20 protein-coding genes and 1 pseudogene are annotated in these 20,347 nt (G+C 56.3%); 11 read left to right on the forward strand and 10 right to left on the reverse strand.

The features are described from left to right. Positions 1 to 35: 35 nt before the first annotated feature. From IPM39_18490 to IPM39_18535, 10 genes and pseudogenes are all read right to left on the reverse strand, one after another. Entirely contained in the window at positions 36 to 725 is a 690-nt protein-coding gene (locus tag IPM39_18490; GenBank protein MBK8988028.1) for a bifunctional (p)ppGpp synthetase/guanosine-3',5'-bis(diphosphate) 3'-pyrophosphohydrolase, read from the reverse strand. Between the two features lie 60 nt (positions 726 to 785). Next, entirely contained in the window at positions 786 to 1,046 is a 261-nt protein-coding gene (locus IPM39_18495; protein ID MBK8988029.1) for a bifunctional (p)ppGpp synthetase/guanosine-3',5'-bis(diphosphate) 3'-pyrophosphohydrolase, read from the reverse strand. Positions 1,047 to 1,080: 34 nt separating this feature from the next. Next, a complete protein-coding gene (locus tag IPM39_18500; protein MBK8988030.1) occupies positions 1,081 to 1,881 on the reverse strand; it encodes a bifunctional (p)ppGpp synthetase/guanosine-3',5'-bis(diphosphate) 3'-pyrophosphohydrolase in 801 nt (266 codons plus the stop codon). Then, positions 1,881 to 2,685: pseudogene (locus IPM39_18505) on the reverse strand (response regulator transcription factor). Before IPM39_18505 ends, IPM39_18500 begins: the two are co-directional and overlap by 1 nt. Then, a complete protein-coding gene (locus tag IPM39_18510) occupies positions 2,685 to 2,924 on the reverse strand; it encodes a hypothetical protein (protein MBK8988031.1) in 240 nt (79 codons plus the stop codon). The pseudogene IPM39_18505 and the gene IPM39_18510 overlap by 1 nt, the downstream one beginning before the upstream one ends. A 39-nt stretch (positions 2,925 to 2,963) precedes the next feature. After that, the gene (locus IPM39_18515) at positions 2,964 to 3,431 is read right to left on the reverse strand and encodes an FHA domain-containing protein (GenBank protein ID MBK8988032.1); all 468 of its coding nucleotides are present in this window, start codon (positions 3,429 to 3,431) and stop codon (positions 2,964 to 2,966) included. 31 nt (positions 3,432 to 3,462) lie between these two features. Further along, positions 3,463 to 4,926: a VWA domain-containing protein gene (locus IPM39_18520; GenBank protein ID MBK8988033.1), complete on the reverse strand. Its 1,464-nt coding sequence runs from the start codon at positions 4,924 to 4,926 to the stop codon at positions 3,463 to 3,465. Between the two features lie 11 nt (positions 4,927 to 4,937). Next, positions 4,938 to 5,957 (reverse strand): serine/threonine-protein phosphatase, encoded by a 1,020-nt coding sequence (locus tag IPM39_18525; protein ID MBK8988034.1) that lies wholly within the window; start codon positions 5,955 to 5,957, stop codon positions 4,938 to 4,940. 27 nt (positions 5,958 to 5,984) lie between these two features. Next, positions 5,985 to 7,943, reverse strand: coding sequence for a serine/threonine-protein kinase (locus IPM39_18530; GenBank protein ID MBK8988035.1), 1,959 nt, complete (start codon positions 7,941 to 7,943; stop codon positions 5,985 to 5,987). 131 nt (positions 7,944 to 8,074) lie between these two features. Beyond that, on the reverse strand, positions 8,075 to 8,851 hold the full coding sequence (locus IPM39_18535; protein MBK8988036.1) for a PIG-L family deacetylase: 777 nt from the start codon (positions 8,849 to 8,851) through the stop codon (positions 8,075 to 8,077). A 26-nt stretch (positions 8,852 to 8,877) separates the two neighbouring features. Between IPM39_18535 and moaC the strand changes: the two genes are divergently transcribed. The 11 genes from moaC to IPM39_18590 all read left to right on the forward strand — a co-directional run bounded on the left by moaC (position 8,878) and on the right by IPM39_18590 (position 20,340). After that, positions 8,878 to 9,420, forward strand: coding sequence for a cyclic pyranopterin monophosphate synthase MoaC (gene moaC, locus IPM39_18540; protein ID MBK8988037.1), 543 nt, complete (start codon positions 8,878 to 8,880; stop codon positions 9,418 to 9,420). Beyond that, the gene (locus IPM39_18545; protein MBK8988038.1) at positions 9,365 to 10,084 is read left to right on the forward strand and encodes a molybdenum cofactor biosynthesis protein MoaE; all 720 of its coding nucleotides are present in this window, start codon (positions 9,365 to 9,367) and stop codon (positions 10,082 to 10,084) included. Before moaC ends, IPM39_18545 begins: the two co-directional genes overlap by 56 nt. 52 nt (positions 10,085 to 10,136) lie before the next feature. Beyond that, on the forward strand, positions 10,137 to 10,448 hold the full coding sequence (locus tag IPM39_18550) for a nucleotide pyrophosphohydrolase (GenBank protein ID MBK8988039.1): 312 nt from the start codon (positions 10,137 to 10,139) through the stop codon (positions 10,446 to 10,448). Between the two features lie 18 nt (positions 10,449 to 10,466). Further along, complete coding sequence (fabF, locus tag IPM39_18555; protein ID MBK8988040.1) at positions 10,467 to 11,717, forward strand: beta-ketoacyl-ACP synthase II; 1,251 nt, start codon at positions 10,467 to 10,469, stop codon at positions 11,715 to 11,717. Between the two features lie 46 nt (positions 11,718 to 11,763). Further along, the gene (gene rnc, locus IPM39_18560) at positions 11,764 to 12,471 is read left to right on the forward strand and encodes a ribonuclease III (protein ID MBK8988041.1); all 708 of its coding nucleotides are present in this window, start codon (positions 11,764 to 11,766) and stop codon (positions 12,469 to 12,471) included. Then, positions 12,468 to 13,292 (forward strand): SDR family oxidoreductase, encoded by an 825-nt coding sequence (locus IPM39_18565; GenBank protein MBK8988042.1) that lies wholly within the window; start codon positions 12,468 to 12,470, stop codon positions 13,290 to 13,292. The genes rnc and IPM39_18565 overlap by 4 nt, the downstream gene beginning before the upstream one ends. A gap of 281 nt (positions 13,293 to 13,573) precedes the next feature. Continuing rightward, on the forward strand, positions 13,574 to 14,794 hold the full coding sequence (locus IPM39_18570) for a sigma-70 family RNA polymerase sigma factor (GenBank protein ID MBK8988043.1): 1,221 nt from the start codon (positions 13,574 to 13,576) through the stop codon (positions 14,792 to 14,794). 273 nt (positions 14,795 to 15,067) lie between these two features. After that, positions 15,068 to 16,705: a polysaccharide biosynthesis tyrosine autokinase gene (locus IPM39_18575; GenBank protein MBK8988044.1), complete on the forward strand. Its 1,638-nt coding sequence runs from the start codon at positions 15,068 to 15,070 to the stop codon at positions 16,703 to 16,705. A gap of 58 nt (positions 16,706 to 16,763) precedes the next feature. Next, entirely contained in the window at positions 16,764 to 18,803 is a 2,040-nt protein-coding gene (locus IPM39_18580) for an ABC-F family ATP-binding cassette domain-containing protein (protein ID MBK8988045.1), read from the forward strand. Next, the gene (locus IPM39_18585) at positions 18,796 to 20,043 is read left to right on the forward strand and encodes a dephospho-CoA kinase (protein MBK8988046.1); all 1,248 of its coding nucleotides are present in this window, start codon (positions 18,796 to 18,798) and stop codon (positions 20,041 to 20,043) included. The genes IPM39_18580 and IPM39_18585 overlap by 8 nt, the downstream gene beginning before the upstream one ends. A gap of 69 nt (positions 20,044 to 20,112) precedes the next feature. Beyond that, complete coding sequence (locus IPM39_18590) at positions 20,113 to 20,340, forward strand: hypothetical protein (protein MBK8988047.1); 228 nt, start codon at positions 20,113 to 20,115, stop codon at positions 20,338 to 20,340. The last annotated feature ends 7 nt before the right edge of the window (positions 20,341 to 20,347 follow it).

The raw sequence follows: 20,347 nt of genomic DNA on the forward strand, positions 1-20,347 counted from the left end.
CATACACATCGACTTGCACGGTCACTTCGTGGGCTTCACGGGTTGTCTCGCCCCAGCCCTAATTTGACTGTGCGGCCGCGTTCGGGCGCAGCAGGTGACAGCGCTTTTATGCACGTCAGTCCGCCGTCTTTACGCATAAAGCCCAAAATGGGTTCACGGGGACGTGGCTGGCAAGTCCCCACAGGCGCAAGGCGGCGTGTTGGCGATTTGGTGATAACCACTTCTTCGCCGGTATCCGTGAGGATCATATTATCCAGGTTGCGCGCCGGTCCGGTATCCCATTTGTACTCTAGAACGTGAATGGCAACGGCCGTTGGCAGCACATCCGCCCGCCCCACCGCATAATACAACTGCTCCGGCGCTTCGTAACCAAAAGATTGGGCGATCTCCTCATGAGAAAAGTCGGGGAAACCCAAAATGTTCAGCTCTGTTTGCACCAACGCCTGCCCCTCCGCGATGGCCCGATGCCCAGGCAAACGCCGGAACCAGCGCCGCGCATGAGAACGGGCATAATTCGTGGCAATATAACCCAAATCATCATCCAACCAGGCGCGCTGCGGCTGAGCATTCACCTTCTTCACCACCCGCACCTGGTCGCCATCATTGAGCGGCTTATTAAGCGGATAAAACACATCATTCACATAGGCCGCGTGCGCCTGATTGCCCAGACCGGTGTGGATGGCATAGGCAAAATCAATAATTGTCGCCCCCTGGCCCAACTCCACAATGTCGCCGCGCGGCGTGTAGACCCGAATCTGCTTGCGGAAGACATCTTCCTACCCCCTTTACGCCGGCCCCCGGATTAAGCGGCTCCAGGTTGATGTTGTCGTTAATATTCTCAAAAAGGACTCGGACACCTTGTCCATCGCCACCGTGCGAATTCGCAGTTTAATGGCCTGTCCATTGGCATGGACTACCGTCGTATGCAGCGAACGGTACAAATTGTCTCGCGGCACGGCAATATAGTCATCGAATGTGCCGGGAACAGGTCGCCATATCTGGTGCAAATGGCCCAGCGCCAGATAGCATTCATGCCACTCATTCACCAAAACAACCAGCCGAATGGTGCGGTCTAAATCATCATAAGAAGCGCCATTGTTGGTCAGGTCTGAGAACCGAATAGATATTTTCGGGGTCAACACCACTTGCGCACGTCAATTTTCCGCTTCGAGAACAATTAAAAACTTGCCCGCCGAGCAGTTGGTAGATTTCCTGGTGCTCACGTTCCAGATCGTCGCGCCGCCGTTTGATGATGTTGTAGGCATTGTTGTGCAGCACTTCCAGAGAAAGCGTCTCCAGTTCGTTTTTTAATTCCCACAAACCCAGGCGATTCGCCAGCGGTGCATAAACCGACATGGTTTCTTCCGCTTTGCGTCGTTGTTGGGCCGGCGACATGGCTTTGATGGTGCGCATATTGTGCAAGCGGTCAAACAGTTTGATAATGACCGTGCGCACATCTTCGGTCATAGCCGTAAACAATTTGTGGAGTGTTTTATCTTGGATTTCTTCAGGGGGCAGTTTTTTCCCTTTAGAAACGCCTTCCGTAACATCTTTCAGTTTGGTGACGCCGTTCACCAGGCGGGCAACCTCTGGGCTGAACATCGCCTCGATTTCCTCGATGGAAACACGTGTGTCTTCGGCGATGTCGTGGAGAAGGGCGGCTTCCAGGGCCGGAGCGTCCAGGTGGTATTGGGAAAGGTAATAGGCAACGGTAAGGGGATGGGTGAAAAAAAGTTCGCCGGATTTTCGCCGCTGGTCCCCATGTTCCTGGCGCGCAAGGGTAAACGCTTCTTGAACCTTCAGGCGATCTTCGACACCCAGATAGGTGTTGATCTGGTCAAAGAACTTTGTAGCGTCAGTGGTCGTATGATGCGTTTGCATCAGCATAGCCCTGAATGATAATGGAAATTTGGGAAAGAAAAATCCAGAGGGTTGTTCTGTCGGGGCGCTCTTATCTTTTTGTGGTCTGCGAAGCGATAGCCAACGCCGCGTTCTGGGAGAATGTATTTGGGATTGGCAGGTCTCTCTTCATTTTTTTTTGCGTAAATAGTTAATGTAAAGTCGCAGGTAATGGGTCTCGTCACGATATTCATACCCCCATACTTTTGCCAGCAGCGATTCGTGGGGCACAACCCAACCAGCGTTTTGGATGAGTTGACTCAACAGGCGGTATTCGGTGGGGCGCAAGTCTATCCGTTCGCCGGCAACGATGACCTGGTGACGATTGAAGTCAATAGACAGGCGATCATCAACGTGCAGGATGGTGCGCGGCGCGGGTGCGGGCCAATCGGCCCGCCGCATGACGGCGCTGACGCGGCTGTTCAGTTCGCGTGGGCTGAACGGCTTGGTGACATAATCGTCGGCTCCCAGGCCAAGCCCCTGAATTTTGTCATCTTCGTCGCTTTTGACAGTCAGTAAGATGACGGGGACGGTAGAGACTTCGCGCAGTAGGCGCAGGGTCTCAAAACCGTCCATTTCGGGCATCATCACATCCATCACAACCAGGTCTGGGGTGTATTTGCGGATTTGTTCCAGGGCTTGCAGGCCATTTTCAGCTTCTATCACCTGGTAGCCTTCTAGTTCCATGTTCATGCGGATGAAGCGCCGCATACGGATTTCGTCGTCTACGATGAGGATCAGCCGGGGAGGGCTTTTATCGAGGGATGTGGGAATTTGTTCGACCATTATTCGCGTACAAAGCCGACGACTTCGTTGACATCGGTGGAGGGGAGTACCTGAATGAAGTTGATGCGGTGCATGGGGTAGATGACGGAGGTGACATCTTCGTCCAGGTAATGAACGTCCAGGCCGTCACGGCGGCGTGGGTTGTGAATCTGGACCAGGGTGTCTTCGCCTTGTGGCAAAGTTTCTACTTCACAAACGATAGGGTCTTCGTTGGCTATGTGTACGATTATGGAAATCATAGGGTTTTATACCGAAAGAAAATCTGATTGATATGGGTGTCACGCATCAAAAAATATGTGTATGAGTAAATCGCCAAAACGAATTTCATCGCCGCTGCGGAGGGGATACGGCCGTTTCGCTGGCAGCCGATGGTTATTTAATAAGGTTCCGTTGGTACTCTCCAGGTCAATCAGCACCAGGCCATGATTAGACCATTGAATGGTAGCGTGCAGCCGGGAGACGCCCAACTCGGCCCCATTTTCTTCCGCCAGGTCCAATTCTGGGGTGTCGTCTGTGTCTGTGCTGCCCCGCCCGATGCGAATTTGGCCGACCAGTTCCATGACATGCCGGTTGCGGCTGTGGGGAATGACAAAGGTGATTTTTTTGTGGTCTGCGCCCGTCTCCAACTGAAAATCTTCGGTGGGTGGTGGCGGTGGCCGGTGGCTGTAGTAATCAGAAAATGGTAAAACATCGGTGGCTTTACGGTCATCTTCCAACAAAAAACGGCCGCATTCACTGCAAAACAATGCGCCCTCATACTGTGTTGCTCCACATTCTTTACAACGTATCATCGGTATCTATTTTTACGGTTTCACCAATCAAGGCGCGGGTCCCATATTTTAGCCGCTTCCAACCCTCCGCCGACAATGCGCCGATGGTCGTCAGGCGTTCGGTTTCGGCGTGCGCCTGTTGGGCGAGTTTAATCTCCCCCGCCTCCAACAACCGGGTGGTCAGATGGCGCAAGCGCGTTGCGGCTATGCCTACGTTACCCGCTTGAATTTCTTCCCATACTTTTTCGTTCATCCGATACATGTTTAACATGCGGACCGCTTTCACCAGGTCTTTTGGCGGCGGCGCTTCCAGTGGATTGGCGGTTACGGTTATTTGCACCTGGCTTTTGAATGTCTGGTCTTTGGCGTTGTGCTCCGGGATGTCGGCGCTTATTTCCAGGGGAATAACGATGCGCGCTTCGTGCTGCTGCGGTTGCAGCGCCAGTTCCAACAAAAAAGACAGCGCGCCTTTGCCTTCAATATTGCCCAGTTTAATCTCTGGGCTGCTGGCGTCTAATGGTTGGGCAAAAGGCAGCAGTTTGAAGCCATATTGCCAGGTAAGTTGTGGTGGCAGCTCTTTTTTCAGGCGCAGATTGCGGGCATGAATGAGTCCGAGGCCCTGAATACGCTGCTGCAAATGGGTGATGATCTGGGTGGGTTCTTCGACAAAGGCCGATTGTCCGCCGGAGAACGTCACCAGGCGGTCTAGAAAAGCGTCGTTCCATTCATTGCCAATGCCAAAGGCGGTGACGCCAATCTGCTGTGTGGCGGCTTTGGCGCATAAATCTATACATTCTTGGGCGTCGCCATAGGTGTGGCCGTCTGTTAGCAAGATGAGTTGGTTGTTGTATTGGTTTAGCGTGGTTTTCTGAAGTTGTTCAATGCCGGTTGACAAGCCCTGGTACATTTCGGTGCCGCCAGAAGCGCGAATGCTGCGTATGTGGGCAATGATCGCGTTTTTGTGAGTGGCGTGGGTGGGTGGCTGTATTACGTCGGCCCGGTCGCTGAAGGAAACGAGGGAGATGACATCTTCTGGGGCCAGTTTTTCGATGACCAGTTCGACGGCCGCTTTCAGGAAATCTAGTCGCTGGCCTTGCATGGAGGTGCTGCGGTCTAAAACCAGGCACAAATTTAACGGCCGTCGCGATCTTGCCGTTTGCTGTGGTGGGTTCACCTCTACCAGCAGGTAAAAAATTTGTGGCGCGTTGGCGATGGGAATTTTAGACCGGCTGACCTGGGCCGTAACCACCAACCGCGCCGGTGATATATCTTGGATCAAAGAATCATAGGTCGCTCGCCGGCTTGGGTCGTTTAAGACTTCATACGCCTGGAGCAGCTGTTGATACTGTGGCGAATGGGTGGCGTCGTGAGGGAATTGGGCAACCAGGGTGGCAAACGCATCCCGCACCGCTTCTGGCGAAGCCCCGGGTGTCAGCCCTAACGTGGAATAATAGGTGGATTCGCCGCTCATACCAAGCCCAATTATAGATCGAAGTCAACTAGAACGGCCGTTATATTGTCGAACCCGCCGGCATCCATCGCGGCCCGGAACAATGCGTCGGCCATCTCTTCCAGACTTATCTCTCGTTCCAAAATATCGCGGATCTCCCCTTCCGAAACAAAACCAGACAAACCATCGCTGCACATCAACAGCTTACCAGATTTTGGCAGCAGTCGCATGTATGTATCTACTTCCACTTCATCTGCCTGGCCCACAGCCCGCAGTAAAATGTGCCCATAACGATAAAACGTCGCTTCTTCGGCCGTTAGCTGCCCCACATCTTGCAGCCGCTGCACCAAAGAATGATCGTTGGTAATCGGATCGAACTTGCCATTGGACCATAAGTACAGGCGGCTGTCACCCACATGGGCCACGTGCAGCCGCCGCCCCAATACCAGGGCTACTGTCAACGTTGTGCCACTGTCCATTTCTGGATCATGCTCAAATACTGCCCGGTTCGCCTTTTGCACGGCCTGCTCCAGCACTTCCTGGATGGGCGTCTTAAAGCCTTTGTCGTCAGCTTGCAGCAAAGGCAGGTAAATATGGTTGATAATATGCGCGGCCGCTGTGCGTGAAGCAATCTTGCTGGCAACATGCCCGTCTGAATGCCCACCCATGCCATCAGCGACGATATACAAACCAAAGGGCAAAACGGCAAAATGCCCACCGATTTCCGACACCAGAGTCAGGCTGGAATCTTCGTTGCGGTCTCGCCTGGCTCCCACGTGGCAGCGTTTCGCCACCCGCATATGCGGTTCGTCGTCCAGCAGAGGCTCTGTTACCTTGCTAATAATGGGGCGCGTTTTGGCCGGTTCTATACCACCCACATCTAAAAAGGGATTTTTCGTCAGTGGCGTTGTTTCTGGAATAACGATTTCTGTTTCTTCGTCGTCTTCCTGGGAGGATTCGGCCGTCAGATCGGTTTCCTTATCAGGCATACTGTCTGGGGTTTTGTCTGCGTTCTCTTCTTCGGGTTCGTCCAAATCCGTAATCATATTCATTATTTTAGCACCATGTTTGTTTTGTGATTAGGCGGGCAGCGCATATAAATGATGGTTGGTTGAGCCAATGTATACAACCCCCGCATCAATGACTGGCGACGAGATAACTGGTTTACCTGTGTCGTACCGCCAGCGCAGTTCACCCCGTTTGCACGAGACGCTGTAGATATGCCCGTCTGTCGAGCCAAAATAGACGGCGTCTTGCCAGACGGCCGGCGAAGAGTTGACTTGTCCGTTGGTGTCATATGTCCAGAGTTGGCGACCGGAATTCATGTCTACCGCGTACAGGCTGCCATCTGAAGAGCCGATGTAAACCACGCCATTGTGTACCACCGGGGAAGAAATGATTGGGCGACGGGTGCGGAAGCGCCACACCGCCCAACCGGTCGCGGCATCCAGAGCATATACGGTGGTGTCCAGGGACCCCACAAATACAATTTCTTCGGCAAATGTTGGCGATGAGGTGACGGCGCGGCGGGCTTGCGCCTGCCATTTGGTCTTGCCGCTGGAGAGTTCCAGGCAGAAAATGTAGCCCCCTTCTGTGCCGAAAAATACCCGCTCGTCGTCTACGTAGGGAGATGAGCGGATGGCGCTGAAGGCGTTGGTTTTCCAGGCAGAACGGCCGTGTTTCACATTCAGCGCATATAAATTCCCATCGTCCGATCCAAAAAAAACGTGCTCAAAGCGGGCTGTCGGCGATGAATAGATGGCGCCGTTTGTATTGAAGTGCCATATCTTGCGCCCGCTGCGCAAATCCAGCGCGTACATCATGGAGTCAGACGAACCGATAAATACCATGTCTTCGTAAACGCAGGGCGATGCGCCCACGCCATCGGATGTAGGGAATTTCCAGACAAATTCGCCATCTTCTTTATTGATGGCGTATAGATTGTTATCGTAGACGCTCACCAGGACGCGGTTTTCAGTTACGGCCGCTTTAGAGCGTATCTCATCTTCACATTTAAACACCCACAATGGCTGCGCCTGGATGTTGGCCGCGGTAACGGGTTTGGTGACAGGTCTGGGAACGGCCGTTTCCCCTTTTTCCGTGGCCGCTGCCCCGCCGATAACCGCCGGTCCCGCATCCCGACTAACCGGCATTGCATTCGCCAATAACTCCAGCGCTTCCTTCAGCGCCCAGGCGTCGGCAAAACGCTCTTTGGGATCATAGGCCAGACAGCGCATGATAATCGCCTCGAACGCCGGCGTCACCGAGGAATTGATCGGACGAATCGGCCGTTCGGCAAACGTGAATGGCGGTTCCAGGCGCGGATCTTGCCCGGTCAGCAAGTGGTGCAGCGTCGCGCCCAACGCATATACATCACCGGCCGGCGTAGCCAGCCCCCGGTACTGCTCCGGCGGTGAATACCCTTCCGTGCCGATCATCGTACCTTTGTTGCCGCCTTCAAATATCTTGGCGATGCCAAAATCAATCAACCGAATGCGATTGTGCTGGTCCAGCATCACATTGGAAGGTTTCATGTCGCGGAAAACGATGGGATTCGGCTTTTGGTGGTGTAAATGCCCCAGAGCGTCGCAGAGTTGAATGGCCCAATCCAGCGCCCGCTCCTGGTCTAACGCCTCGGTTTGTTCGTCCAGCCAATGGTCCAGGTCTTTGCCACGAATGAGATCCAGAACCAGATAGCTGCGGTCTTTTTCGGTGAAGTAATCAGAAACATCGGGGATGGCGGGATGGTCCAGCATCGCCAACATACTGGCTTCTCGCTCAAAAGATTGGATGGTCAGCTCGCGGATTTTGGGGTCCGGGGCTGAGATGACCATTTCTTTGATGGCGCATAATTTGGTCACATTGGGAAAGCGCATATCTCGCGCCTGGTAAACCGAGCTGAAGCCACCCGCGCCCAACACGCCCACAATACGATACCGATCTTGCAGCATATCGCCGGGTTGTAAACCGATTTTGGCGGTGGCTTTCTTTTTTCGACCCTGTTTACCGGGGAGTTGACGAGTTGTTAATCGCCCCATATGTGAACGCCTTCCCTATTTATCTAGAGGAGCTTATTATAAGTTGACCCGGCCTTATTTATCAAGCAAACAGTACAATGGGGTTACGTAAGCCGTAAGCCGTATTCTGAACACTGAACACCGCTTACAATCTATACAACACCGCTTCCCACTCTTCTTTGCCACACTCGTTCGCCGCCGCCCGGCGCTGTATACGCGGTTATTTTTTGCTCCAGGTCTGCCTGGCCGGCAAAAAAGGTGCTAACCTGAGATGTATAAGCGGCAACGGCCGTTATCTTTGCTGCCAGACTCGCTGCGGACAGGGGTACAACCCGCCACTGCCAGGATGGGTCACCTGAGGGGATAACGGCCGTTAACGCATCTCGCTCCGCCGCATATGGATAATCTTCATAATATAACAGCTTTGCCCCAAAACGCCGCTCCGCTGCCGCCCGCGTGATGCGGTGGTCGGCGTGTCCGCCGGCCGCCAACGGCGTGTAGACCTGACCCGCCGGTGGCAGCCGCCCAATCTGTTGGGCCAACTGCCCAATCAACCCCTCCTCAGCCGGATGAACGGCGGCAATCACGTCTTCCCAGGTTGGGTACAAAGGCCGCCCATTTACCGGGTGGGTGCGGTAAACGCAGTCTGGAATGCTCCAATGTTCATAAGCTGCGCCCAAAATTTGGCAGGCTTGCACATCTTCGGCGCGCCGGGCCGCAGCCGCGTTCTCTACCAGACGCCAACGCGCATGAAGCTCCTGGACAAAAGCGGAAAACGGACCCTGCGGCGGCGGATCTCCGGCCATGATGGTGACGATGAGTACGGAATGACCAACGGCCGTCTGTTCATAAATTTGACCACCGCAAGATAGGGCAGCATCATCGAGATGGGGAGATAGGTAGATTGCGTCGTAATGTGTGCGCATCATCCAATGATCCATATAATAACAGAGCAATGACAAAACAGTTAACCCATCTTGATGAACGGGGTCAGGCGCACATGGTAGACGTGGGCCACAAACCGGAAACAGAGCGAATGGCGGTGGCCCGCGGGCGCGTGCTTATGGAACCTGAAACAATCCGCCTGATTATAGAGGGAAACCTTAAAAAGGGGGATGTTTTAACCACCGCCAAACTGGCCGGCATCATGGCTGCCAAACGGACCAGCGAACTGATTCCCCTGTGCCATCCGCTGATGCTGACGCACATTGATGTGACTTGCACCCCCAATGCAGCAGAAAATTGCGTAGACGTGGAGGCCACTGCCCGGTTGACCGGAAAAACGGGGGTGGAGATGGAAGCGTTAACGGCCGTCTCCGTTGCTGCCCTCACCATTTATGACATGGCCAAAGCCGTAGACCGCCACATGCGCCTGACAGACATCCGCCTGGTACACAAATCTGGCGGACAAAGCGGCGTACATTTACCGCCGAAGAATGCGTATGAACCTGACGATTCGTCTGTTTGCCAGCCTGAAAGACCGCGCCGGACAAGATAGAATCAATCTGGCGCTGGACTCTCCAGCCACCGTAGACACACTGCTGGCGGCCGTTGCTGACCAGTATCCTACTCTGCAAGAAGCGCTGCCCAGTGCATTGGTAGCCGTTAACCAGGCATTTGCCTTTGCGGATACGGCCGTACAGCCCGGCGATGAAATCGCCATCTTCCCCCCCGTCAGCGGCGGCGCAGACCAACTGCCCCATCCCACCTACTTCGCCATTACCCACGAACCGTTGGACATGCACGCCATCCACCAACGCCTGACCCAGCCCGACGTAGGCGCGGTGGTCAGTTTCACCGGTTCTGTGCGCGGCCAGACCCAACGCGATGGCCTGCCACCGGAGACGCTTTATCTGGAATACGAAGCCTATTCGACCATGGCCGAGCGCAAGATGGCCCAAATCGCCCAGGAGATATGGGCGCAATGGCCGCTGGTGAAGGGCATCGCCATCGTGCAGCGCATCGGCCAGCTAACCATCGGCGACGTGACAACCTACATTGCCTGCGCCGCCGGCCACCGCGACCAGGGTGTGTTCGACGCCGCCCGTTATGGCATTGACCGCCTGAAGGAAATCGTACCCGTCTGGAAGAAAGAGGTGGGCGCCGACCGCAGTGTGTGGGTAGAAGGGCATTACCAACCTACGGAAGAAGATAATAGTTGATAGTTGATAGACCTCCCAACTCCCAACTAACAACTCCCAACTAACAACTCCTATGAACTGGCAGCAGCAAGCCGCAGAATTTGCCAAAAAACAGAACTTAACCCACACGCCCGGTGTTTATGCTCTTGATTTGATGAGCGAGGTCGGTGAGGTGGCCAAAGAGATTTTGCTGGCGACGGAGTATGGCGAACGGCCGTTTGCCCCCCGCGCCAACCTTACCGGTGAATTGGGCGACGCCTTGTACAGCCTGTGCCTGCTGGCAACGGCCGTTGGCGTAGACCTGGACGAAGCTCTGACAATCACCCTGGAAAAATACGCCACACGTCGCCAAACCACCGGGCACGTCGGCAGTTCAACATCCTGACAATAGCGGAGGGCATTCATGGAAAACAGCAACCGGCAAAAGCCGCGTGTGGTCATCACCGGTATGGGTCTCATCACCGCGTTGGGCCATAACCTACCCGATACCTGGGCGGCCATTCTGTCCGGCCAACCTGGCATTGGTCCTTTCACCTCCATTGAACAAGGCGACCATACGTCCGGCGGCGCGTGCGAAATCAAAGACTTTGACGCCGAAGACCACATGGACAAACGCCTGGCCCGCCGCCGCGACCGTTACCAACAATTGGCAACCATCGCCGCCAACGAAGCTATGGCCCAGGCCCAACTGCCCATTACCGCCGCCAATCGGGAACGCATTGGCGTCATTTTGGGCACGGGCGTCGGCGGCATCCGCACGTTGGTAGAACAAGAACATGTCGTCATCGAAAAAGGACTGCGCCGTGTCAGCCCCTTTGCCATTACCATGATAATGCCCAACGGCGCGGCGGGCATGTTGGCGATTGATTACGGCATTCAAGGCCCCACCACCACCATCACCACTGCCTGCGCGGCCGGCGCCGACGCCATCGGCCATGCCCTGCGCGCCATCCAATGGGGCGAAGTAGACGCCGTGTTAACCGGCGGCAGCGAAACCATCATCACCGACGTGGCTGTGGCCGGTTTTGAACGGGCCGGCGCCACTTCCAGCGCTGATAGTTTTGCGCCACGGCCGTTCGACAAAAACCGCGACGGCCTGGTAGTTGGCGAAGGGGCCGGTATGCTGGTGCTGGAGCGGTTGGACCACGCCCAGGCGCGCGGCGCAGCCATTCTGGGCGAAATTGTTGGCTACGGCCAAACCACCGACGCCCACCACATCACCGCCCCGGCCGAAGGCGGCGCCGGCGCCGCCAGAGCCATCCGCAAAGCATTGGCCGACGCCGGCCTGCAACCCACCGACGTGGACTATATCAGCGCCCATGGCACAGCCACCCAGCTCAACGACGCGGCCGAAACGGCCGCTATCAAAAGCGTCTTTGGCTCCCACGCCTACAATCTAGCCGTCAGTTCCACCAAATCCATGACCGGCCACATCATGGGGGCTACCGGCGCCATCGAAACCATCTTTTGCGCCCTGGCAATTCGAGACCAGATCGCCCCACCAACTATTCATTATGAAACGCCCGATCCCGACTGCGACCTGGATTACGTGCCCAATGTGGCCCGCCCTGGTCGCATTCGCGTCTGCCTGAACCATGCTTTTGGGTTTGGCGGCCACAACGCCGTTCTGGCGATTCAGGAATTTGCCTTGTAGACCTTAACATTTTTGAAACTTTTAGGGCCTTCGCTGTTTACTCACTATGGACGAAGCTATTACCACGTTGCAAAGCCTCATCGGCGTACAATTTCATGATTATTCGCTGCTAACGCGCTCCTTAACGCACCGTTCTTTTTTAAATGAAAATGAACAAGTGCTGCAAGACAACGAACGCCTGGAATTTCTGGGCGACGCGGTGCTGGATTTTGTGGTTGGCGCTTATTTATATAACCGGCTCCCGGAAATGGACGAGGGCGAGCTGACCAGCCTGCGGGCGGCGTTGGTGCGGGCCGACACATTGGCTGAGTTTGCCCGCCAATGGCAGCTTGGCCGTTTTTTGCGCGTGGGCTTTGGCGAAGGGGAAAGCGGCGGCCGGGAGCGCACGCCCATCCTCTGCGCCACCTTTGAGGCGGTGATTGGCGCTATCTATCTGGACCAGGGCTTGCCGATGACGCAGGCGTTGGTGGAAAAGTTGATTGCGCCAACGCTGGTCACCATCCTGGAAGAATCGCTGCACAAAGACGCCAAGAGTGAATTCCAGGTCTGGGCGCAGGCGCGCTATAACATCACCCCCCATTATGCTGTGGTGGAAACGGCCGGCCCTGACCATGCCAAGATATTTACCGTGCAGGTGATGATCGGTGAGCAGGCGTGGGGTACGGGTCAGGGGCGCAGCAAACAGATCGCGGCGCAGTCCGCCGCGCGAGAAGCGCTGCTCAAAGCGGAAGAATTGGACGAGGAAATGGCGTGACCCGTTTACTGATTACTGGCGGCAGCAGTTACCTGGGGCAGCACTTTGTGTCGCAGGCGATGGCTGACCACGAGGTGTTGTATACCACCTTCAGCCAGGATCCGCTGGGCCTGCCCAACGGCCGTACCCTGGACATACGCCAGGAAACGGCCGTCCGCCAACTCGTCACCGATTTTGCCCCCGACGCCATCATCCACATGGCCGGGTCTAACCGCGGCGGCGATATGGCGGCGGTGATTGAACTGGGCGCGGCCCACATCAGCCAGGCGGCTGCTGCGGTGGGCGCGCGGCTCATCCACCTGTCTACCGATGTGGTCTTTTCCGGCCGTGGAGGCGCGCCATATAACGAAACGGCCGTGCCGACCCCGGTCAACGCCTATGGCCGGGCCAAAGCCAACGCCGAAACCACCGTCAGCGCCCACCCTAACCACGTCATCATCCGCACCTCGCTCATCTACAGTTTGCAGCGGATGGACCACGGTACCGCCTGGATGGTCCACGCCCTGCACGCCAATCAGCCGGTGACGCTGTTCGACAACCAGATTCGCAACCCGGTGTGGCTGAACACGCTGGCGGACGCCTGCCTGGAACTGATCCACCACCCCTACACCGGCATCCTCAACGTGGCCGGCCGCCAGGTGATGACGCGAGCCGAATTTGCCCTGAAAATGTTAGACTGGTGGGGCATCGGCCAGCGCCAAACGTTGACCATTGGGCCGTCTACCGGCGGCCAGTGGCCCCTGAACTGCGAGTTGGATTTGCGGCGGGCAGCGGCCGTTTTGCAGATTCCCCTCCTCGGTGTGGATGATGTGTGCCGGTGATGGGTAACGGCCGTTTGCCTTGCCCATGCCCCTCTTCTTTATAGCCCTCCTCACCTCTGGCTCATGCCCTACTCAGACAATTTTTTAGGCCTCGATTTAGATATTTTTAGAACAGCTTGAAGCGTCTCACCCCCTTGACTTTTGCTCGTCGAGTATGCTAGACTGCCCCAGTGCAGGAAGAGGCAGAGTTGGGTGAGAGTCACAATACCACACAACCTGAGCACAATTTTATTTAAGGAGAAAAGGGAATCTTGAGCGATTTAGACAATCCATTTGATGAAATGGACGTAGTTGGCGCTTTGCTAACTGATGGTATGGAGCAGGGGTACATCACATACGATCAAATTCTTGAAGCTCTCCCCCACGTAGAAAACAATTTACCGCTTTTAGAGGCGATCCTGGAAGAAGCCCAATCTATGGGTGTGCCGGTGTTTGAAAACGAGGACGAGGCCAGCAACGCGATGAGCGCGGCCTTAGAAGACACCGAACTGGCTGATTTGGCTGACCTGGATGATACCGATGGTCCTGTTTTTACGGCGTCGTCTCCCAAAGCGCACGTTGCTCCCTTATTTGATCTGAGTAACGTGCCGATTGACGATTCGGTTGGCCTGTATTTCCGTGAAATGGGGCAGCAGCAGCTGCTGACGGCTGACGAAGAAGTGCAGTTGGCCATGGAAATTGAGGCCGGTCGCGCCGCCGAAGATGTGATGCAGAGTGGGGAGTACAACATCACGGATTATGATGAGATGGATGAGCTGGAACGTTTGATCGAAGTGGGCAACGCGGCCCGCGCTCATCTTATTCGGGCAAACACCCGTCTGGTTGTGAGTATCGCCAAAAAATATCGGGGGCGTGGCCTACAATTCCTGGACCTGATTCAGGAAGGCAACGTCGGGCTGATGAAAGCGGTAGAAAAGTATGATTATCGCCGGGGTAATCGGTTTAGCACCTATGCCACCTGGTGGATTCGGCAGGCGGTGACGCGGGCGTTGGCCAATCACGGCCGTACCATTCGTATTCCGGCCCATTTAGGCGGACGCATCAGCAAATTGTATCAGGTCGCCCAGGAGTTAGAGCAGGAATACGGCCGTCAACCTACCGCCGAAGAAATCGCCGAAAACATGGAACTGCCGGCCGAGCGCGTCCGCTGGATGCTGCGCACCAGCCGCCAGCCCGTCCACCTGGAACGCCCCGTCGGCGACGAATCCGACGCCGAACTGGGTGACTTTATCGAAGACATCGAAGCGCCGCCGCCGGCCGAAATGGTCGCCAACAAAATGCTCACCGAAGAGCTGGGCGATATTTTAGACCAACTAACCCCCCGCGAGGCGCGCATTTTGCGCCTGCGCTATGGGCTGCAAGACGGCGAGTCGCGCACCCTCAAAGAGGTGGGCGAAATGTTTGGTCTGTCCCGCGAACGCATCCGGCAGCTTGAAAAAGAAGCGCTGCGTAAACTGCGCCATCCCAACTTTGCCGGTCATTTACGCCAATACCTGAACTGACCTGATTTGTTGTACCAGTGTTCAGCAGTCAGTTTTCAGAGGGTGTTTTCCAGAGCTGACGCCGACTGAAAACTGGCCACTGAATACTGAATACTGAATACTGAATACAGCTACGACTCTTTTAGAAAGGCCCCTCTGCTGAGGGGCTTTCTTTTTGCCTGTTTTTAGGAGTTTCACGGCCCCTTCACCGTTGTTTCACCACGCTTTTACCGCAGTTTGCTGCCAGATGCGTTACCTTGCAGGCAGCACGATAGCAGATATTGGAGAAACTGTGTGGAACTAAGGCAATACGTATATTTGGTTTGGCGCTGGTTGTGGTTGATTATCTCCGGCGTGCTGCTGGCTGGCGGTGTTGCTTATTATGTCAGCCGCGCACAAGCGCCGGTTTATCGCGCTTCCGCTACTCTGTTGGTCATCGAAGGCAGTAATGGCGTAGATACCGCCTATAACGCGCTGCTGACCAGCGAGCAGTTGGCCCAGTCTTACGCCGAGCGGCTGAAGAATTATGAAGTGCTGGCTGAGGCGCTGGCTAACCTGGGGCTGTCTCTGCCGCCTGAAGACCTGGTGGAATTCCTGCAAGTGCAGTTGGTCAATAATACGCAGCTCATTATTCTGAGCGTGGAGAATACCGACCCGCAGGTGGCCCGCGACCTGGCGAATGAAATTCCGGCCGTATTTGCCGAACGTAACAGCGCCCAACAGTTGGCGCGTTATGCCAGCCTTAAGTTAAGTCTGGAAGATGAACTGCAGCGGTTGGCGGGTGAATTGGCGAATGCCGAGACGGCTCTGGCGATAGAATTAGAGAGGCCAGTGTTAAACCAAACGGCCGTTAACCGCCAAAACGACAACATCCTTCGCCTGCGCGAAACCTACGCCCGCATGTTGGTCAACTTCGAAGATGTGCGCATCGCCGAGGTACGCAGCCTGGACAATCTGGTCATTGACGAAGCGGCGCGCCTGCCGCTGCTGCCTGTTCGTCCCCGTGTCGTGACCAATACGCTGCTGGCGGCCGTTGTTGGCGGCATGTTGGCCCTGGGGTTGGTGTTCCTGGTGGAGTATCTGGATGACACGCTCAAAAACCCGAAAGACATTGAACTGAACATCGGTCTGACGACGCTTGGCTCCTTACAAAAAGTAAAAGTCACCAAGCCGGTAGACGCCCTGGTTGTGGCGATGGAACCCCGTTCACCGGCGGCCGAGGCTTACCGCCAGATACGGACCAACATCCAATTTATTAGCGTAGACCGGGAAGTACGCACCTTGCTCATCACCAGCGCCAACATTGGCGAGGGCAAAACGACCGTCTCCATCAACCTGGCGACGGCCCTGGCGCAGTCTGGCAAACGGGTGTTGTTGGTAGACACCGATATGCGCCGCCCCATGCTGCACCGGATGTTAGAAGTAGACGGCAGCAAAGGGTTGAGCAACTTAATTATTCGCGGGCGGGAAGACGCGCATTACATCAAAGGGACGCTCATCCCGAACCTCTATGTGCTGCCGGCCGGCCGCCTGCCACCCAATCCGGCGGAATTGTTGGGGTCGGAGCGTATGAAAGAGGTTTTTGCCTGGCTAAAAGATCAGGCTGATTATGTCATTTTCGACAGCCCGCCGGTGTTGGCGGTGACCGACGCCGTGGTTTTGTCGCGCCTGGTGGATACGACGATTCTTGTCGCCAGTGCGGGGCACACCCGTTACCCGGCGTTTGGCACGGCCGTCGCCCAAATTCAAGCCCTGGACAGCCCCATCGCCGGAGTCATCTTAAACAAGGTAAACGCCAACGGCCGTTTCGGGCACGCCTACAACTATTATTACCGCACCAACTATCAGCCCGTGCCAGAGGGGAACGGCCGTAAATCCTGGAAAGAACGCCTGCAAACCATCAATACCGGCTTCCTCAACCTGTTCCACTAACCAAAAGCTCTTATCCGCTTTAGCCACAACCCCGGCCATTACGGTATAATCAGCCGCTATGGCAATTCTGACCACCACCAACCTGGGCCAATCCTTCGGCGCGTTTGACCTGTTCAGCGGCATCTCCGTTAGCATCCCTAAAGACGGTAAAGTCGGCCTGGTTGGTCCCAACGGCATCGGCAAAACCACCTTCCTCCTCATCCTGGCCGGGCAGATGGCCCCCTCGGCCGGCAGCATCCATATGGCCAAAGGAACCCGCTTTGGTTACTTGCGCCAGGAAGCCGCCGAAGCTTTTTCCGGTCGGCAGCACAGCGTCTACGATGAAATGCTGCTGGTCTTCAAACAACTCCGAGCCACCGAAACCGAACTGCACGCCATGGAAACCGCCATGAGCGATCCGGCCATCAGTCAATCTGCCAGCGACGACTTGTTCGAGCGCTACAGCGCCTTGCAAGCGCAATTTGAACTGGCCGGCGGCTACCAATACGACCTGCGTATCCGTCAGGTTCTCACCGGCCTGGGGTTCGATGACCAGACCTGGCAGCTGCCCTTGCCCCACCTCAGCGGCGGGCAAAAGACCCGCGTCCTGCTGGCCCGGCTGCTGCTGGAAGCGCCCGACCTGCTCATCCTCGACGAGCCGACCAATCACCTGGACGTACAGGCCATCGAATGGTTGGAAGGCACGCTCAAAACCTGGGAAGGCGCGGTCCTCATCGTCAGCCACGACCGCTATTTTCTGGACAAAACCGTCAACACCATTTGGGAAATGACCCCTACCGACATCCAGACCTACCGTGGCAACTATTCCGCCTACGTGATGCAGCGCGACGCGCGCTGGGAACGCCGCCTGGAGGAATTTGCGACACTCAAGGAGCGGCTGGAAAAAGAAGTGGATTACATCCGCCGCAACATGGCCGGGCAGCGCACGCAAATGGCCCAGGGCAAACTCAGCCGCCTCAGCCGGGAAGTGGCGGCCATCCGCGCTGGTGGGTTGGGCGTGTTGGGCGATTTAGAAAGCAAAGGTTGGATGCAGGTGAAAGCGGAATATGGCGTGGAGATGCAGGCGTCCACCATCGGCGAACTCCATGAACAAATTAAAGCCTTGCAAGGACCAGGTCGTCCGGCAGAAGTAAAAATGCGCATCCAGGCCTCTCATCGCAGTGGCAACCTGGTGCTGCGTACCAGCAGCCTGCAAATTGGCTTCCCCGGCGCTCTGCTGTTTACGGCCGATGACATTGTGTTGAATCGCCAGGAACGGGCGGCGTTGATTGGACCCAACGGCGCTGGCAAAACCACCTTTTTGCGCACCATTTTGGGCCATCAGCCGCCACTGGCCGGGCAGATTACGCCGGGAGCCAGCCTGGAAATCGGCTACTTTTCGCAGGCCCATGATAATTTGAACCGGGACAACACCGTGTTAGACGAACTGCTGGCGCAGCAAAACATGATGCTCAGCGAGGCCCGCAGCTATCTGGCGCGCTATCTGTTTCGCGGCGACGATGTGTACAAACCTATCAGCCTGCTCAGCGGCGGGGAGCGCGGGCGGTTGGCGTTGGCTTTGCTGGCCTTGCAAAAGGCCAACTTTTTGCTGTTGGATGAGCCGACGAATCACCTGGACATCCCAGCGCAGGAGACGTTGCAGGCGGCCCTGGCCGAGTTTGAAGGGACAATTTTGATGGTGACCCACGACCGGTATCTGGTGGACCGGCTGGCGACGCAAATTTGGGAACTGCGCGACGGCCGTCTCCGCATTTACACCGGCAGTTACCAGGAGTACCTGGCGCAGCGCAGCCTGGAAACCGAAGCTGCGCGCGAAGCCGCTGCCCAGGCCCGCGCCGTTATCACCCCGGCCAGCAACGGCGACGATGCGCCCCGGCTGAGCAAAAATGAGCAGCGCAGACGGGCCGAAGCCCTGGCCGCTTTGGAACGGCAAGTCCATGAATTGGAAGCCCGGCTGCACGCCATCAGCCAGACACTGCAAGCGGCCACCCAGGCGCAATCCTTTGACAAGATACAAAGCCTGAGCTTAGAATACGCCGCTGTGGAAGAAGAATTGGCGCAGCGTATGAGCGAATGGGAGACATTGGCGCATGAGTGACCAGCCGCAAACCATCACCCTTGCCGGCAAACTAATCATTGGCTTGACGGGTAACATTGCCAGTGGCAAATCGGCCGTGATGCGTCTGGCCGCCGAACAGGGCGCGTTGACCATAGACGCCGACAAGATCGTCCACGAGTTGATGGACCACGACCCAGATATTCAGGCGGCCATTGCCGTGGCTTTTGGCTCGGAGGTGCGCCGGGAAGACGGCCGTATCAACCGCCGCGCCCTGGGCCAGATTGTGTTTAACGACCCGGCCGCGCTGCAAGACCTGGAAGCGATGCTGCATCCGGCTGTGCGCGTTGTCGTCGCCGAACGCATCAGCGCCAGTCCGTCGGCCATCGTCTTTATTGAAGCCATCAAACTGCTGGAAGGCGACCTGGCAAAAGCGTGCCACCAGATTTGGGTGACGCGCTGCCAGCGTCAGCGCCAACTGCAGCGGCTGATGATCTGTCGTGGTCTGGATGCCGAGGGCGCGGCCACGCGCATCAAAGCGCAGCCGCCGCAGGAAGAAAAAGTGGCGCTGGCCGACGTGGTGCTAGACACCGATGGCCTGATGACGGAAACGGAATCACAGTTTATGCTGGCCTGGAACCGTTTGCCCGACCCGGCGGCGGCGGCGCCGATGACGTTGCTGATCGGCGATACGGCCGCTGCCGCTAGAACCAGACCCCGCACCACCGGTCCACAAAGTCTGAAAGAGCTGCTGGCGTCGGCCCACAAGCCCGCCGGCGAACGGACATGGCCGGATGCGCTCCAGGTGCGGCGCGCTAAACCGTCCGACATTCCTTCAGTGCTGCTGCTGATCCAAAGGGCGACCAACGGGACCGTCACCATGAAGCGAGCCGATCTGCTTATGTCGTTCAGCGAGCGCAGCTATTTTATGGGCCAGATTGGGGCTGAGGTGGGTGTGGTGATGGGTTGGAGCATAGATGCCCAGGTAGCCCGAATTGACCAGATTTTTGTGCTGCCGGCTGTGGATGCCTGGCTGACGGCGACGGCCGTTTTGCTGGAAATCGAAAAATCGGCCAACGCCCACATCGGCGAACTGGTGGCCGCTTTTTTGCCGGCCGACGCGCCGGATGAATTGCCTACCCTGTTCCGCGATGAGGGGTATATTGTCGTAGAACATGAACTGCTGCCGGACGTATGGCAAACGGCCGTAGCCGAATCGCAGCCGCCCGACACATTACTCATGATCAAAGTATTGCGAGACGAGCGCCTGCACAAAAGCTAATACGAGGCGACCGGCGACCCATTTGCTACGCGCCGCTCGCTACGCGCCACACGCAAAAAGGATTTTCACATGGAAACAATCAAAAAAACGGTCACCAACCACCCCAACTTGTCTGCCTGGTTTGTTCTGGCGCTGGGCATGGTGTTGATCTTGCTGTATGAAGCCCGCGACGTAGGGCTAGAAACCATGCAGTGGTTCTGGCTCATCCTTATCACCATTTTGGTGGCCGGAGCCTGCATCTGGATTATCAGTTGGGGTGACAATGATGAAGACGCCGCCGAAGAAGAACGGGTTTAAGCCTGAT

Origin of the sequence: Candidatus Leptovillus gracilis (assembly GCA_016716065.1) — a bacterium.
Lineage (GTDB): Bacteria > Chloroflexota > Anaerolineae > Promineifilales > Promineifilaceae > Leptovillus > Leptovillus gracilis.

Coding starts and splice junctions, on each gene's coding strand:
- IPM39_18500 (MBK8988030.1), bottom strand. CDS start 1,881: ATGCAAACGCATCATACGACCACTGACGCTACAAAGTTCTTTGACCAG.
- IPM39_18510 (MBK8988031.1), bottom strand. CDS start 2,924: ATGATTTCCATAATCGTACACATAGCCAACGAAGACCCTATCGTTTGT.
- IPM39_18520 (MBK8988033.1), bottom strand. CDS start 4,926: ATGAGCGGCGAATCCACCTATTATTCCACGTTAGGGCTGACACCCGGG.
- IPM39_18525 (MBK8988034.1), bottom strand. CDS start 5,957: ATGAATATGATTACGGATTTGGACGAACCCGAAGAAGAGAACGCAGAC.
- IPM39_18530 (MBK8988035.1), bottom strand. CDS start 7,943: ATGGGGCGATTAACAACTCGTCAACTCCCCGGTAAACAGGGTCGAAAA.
- IPM39_18535 (MBK8988036.1), bottom strand. CDS start 8,851: ATGATGCGCACACATTACGACGCAATCTACCTATCTCCCCATCTCGAT.
- moaC (MBK8988037.1), top strand. CDS start 8,878: ATGACAAAACAGTTAACCCATCTTGATGAACGGGGTCAGGCGCACATG.
- IPM39_18545 (MBK8988038.1), top strand. CDS start 9,365: ATGAACCTGACGATTCGTCTGTTTGCCAGCCTGAAAGACCGCGCCGGA.
- IPM39_18550 (MBK8988039.1), top strand. CDS start 10,137: ATGAACTGGCAGCAGCAAGCCGCAGAATTTGCCAAAAAACAGAACTTA.
- fabF (MBK8988040.1), top strand. CDS start 10,467: ATGGAAAACAGCAACCGGCAAAAGCCGCGTGTGGTCATCACCGGTATG.
- rnc (MBK8988041.1), top strand. CDS start 11,764: ATGGACGAAGCTATTACCACGTTGCAAAGCCTCATCGGCGTACAATTT.
- IPM39_18570 (MBK8988043.1), top strand. CDS start 13,574: ATGGACGTAGTTGGCGCTTTGCTAACTGATGGTATGGAGCAGGGGTAC.
- IPM39_18580 (MBK8988045.1), top strand. CDS start 16,764: ATGGCAATTCTGACCACCACCAACCTGGGCCAATCCTTCGGCGCGTTT.
- IPM39_18585 (MBK8988046.1), top strand. CDS start 18,796: ATGAGTGACCAGCCGCAAACCATCACCCTTGCCGGCAAACTAATCATT.
- IPM39_18590 (MBK8988047.1), top strand. CDS start 20,113: ATGGAAACAATCAAAAAAACGGTCACCAACCACCCCAACTTGTCTGCC.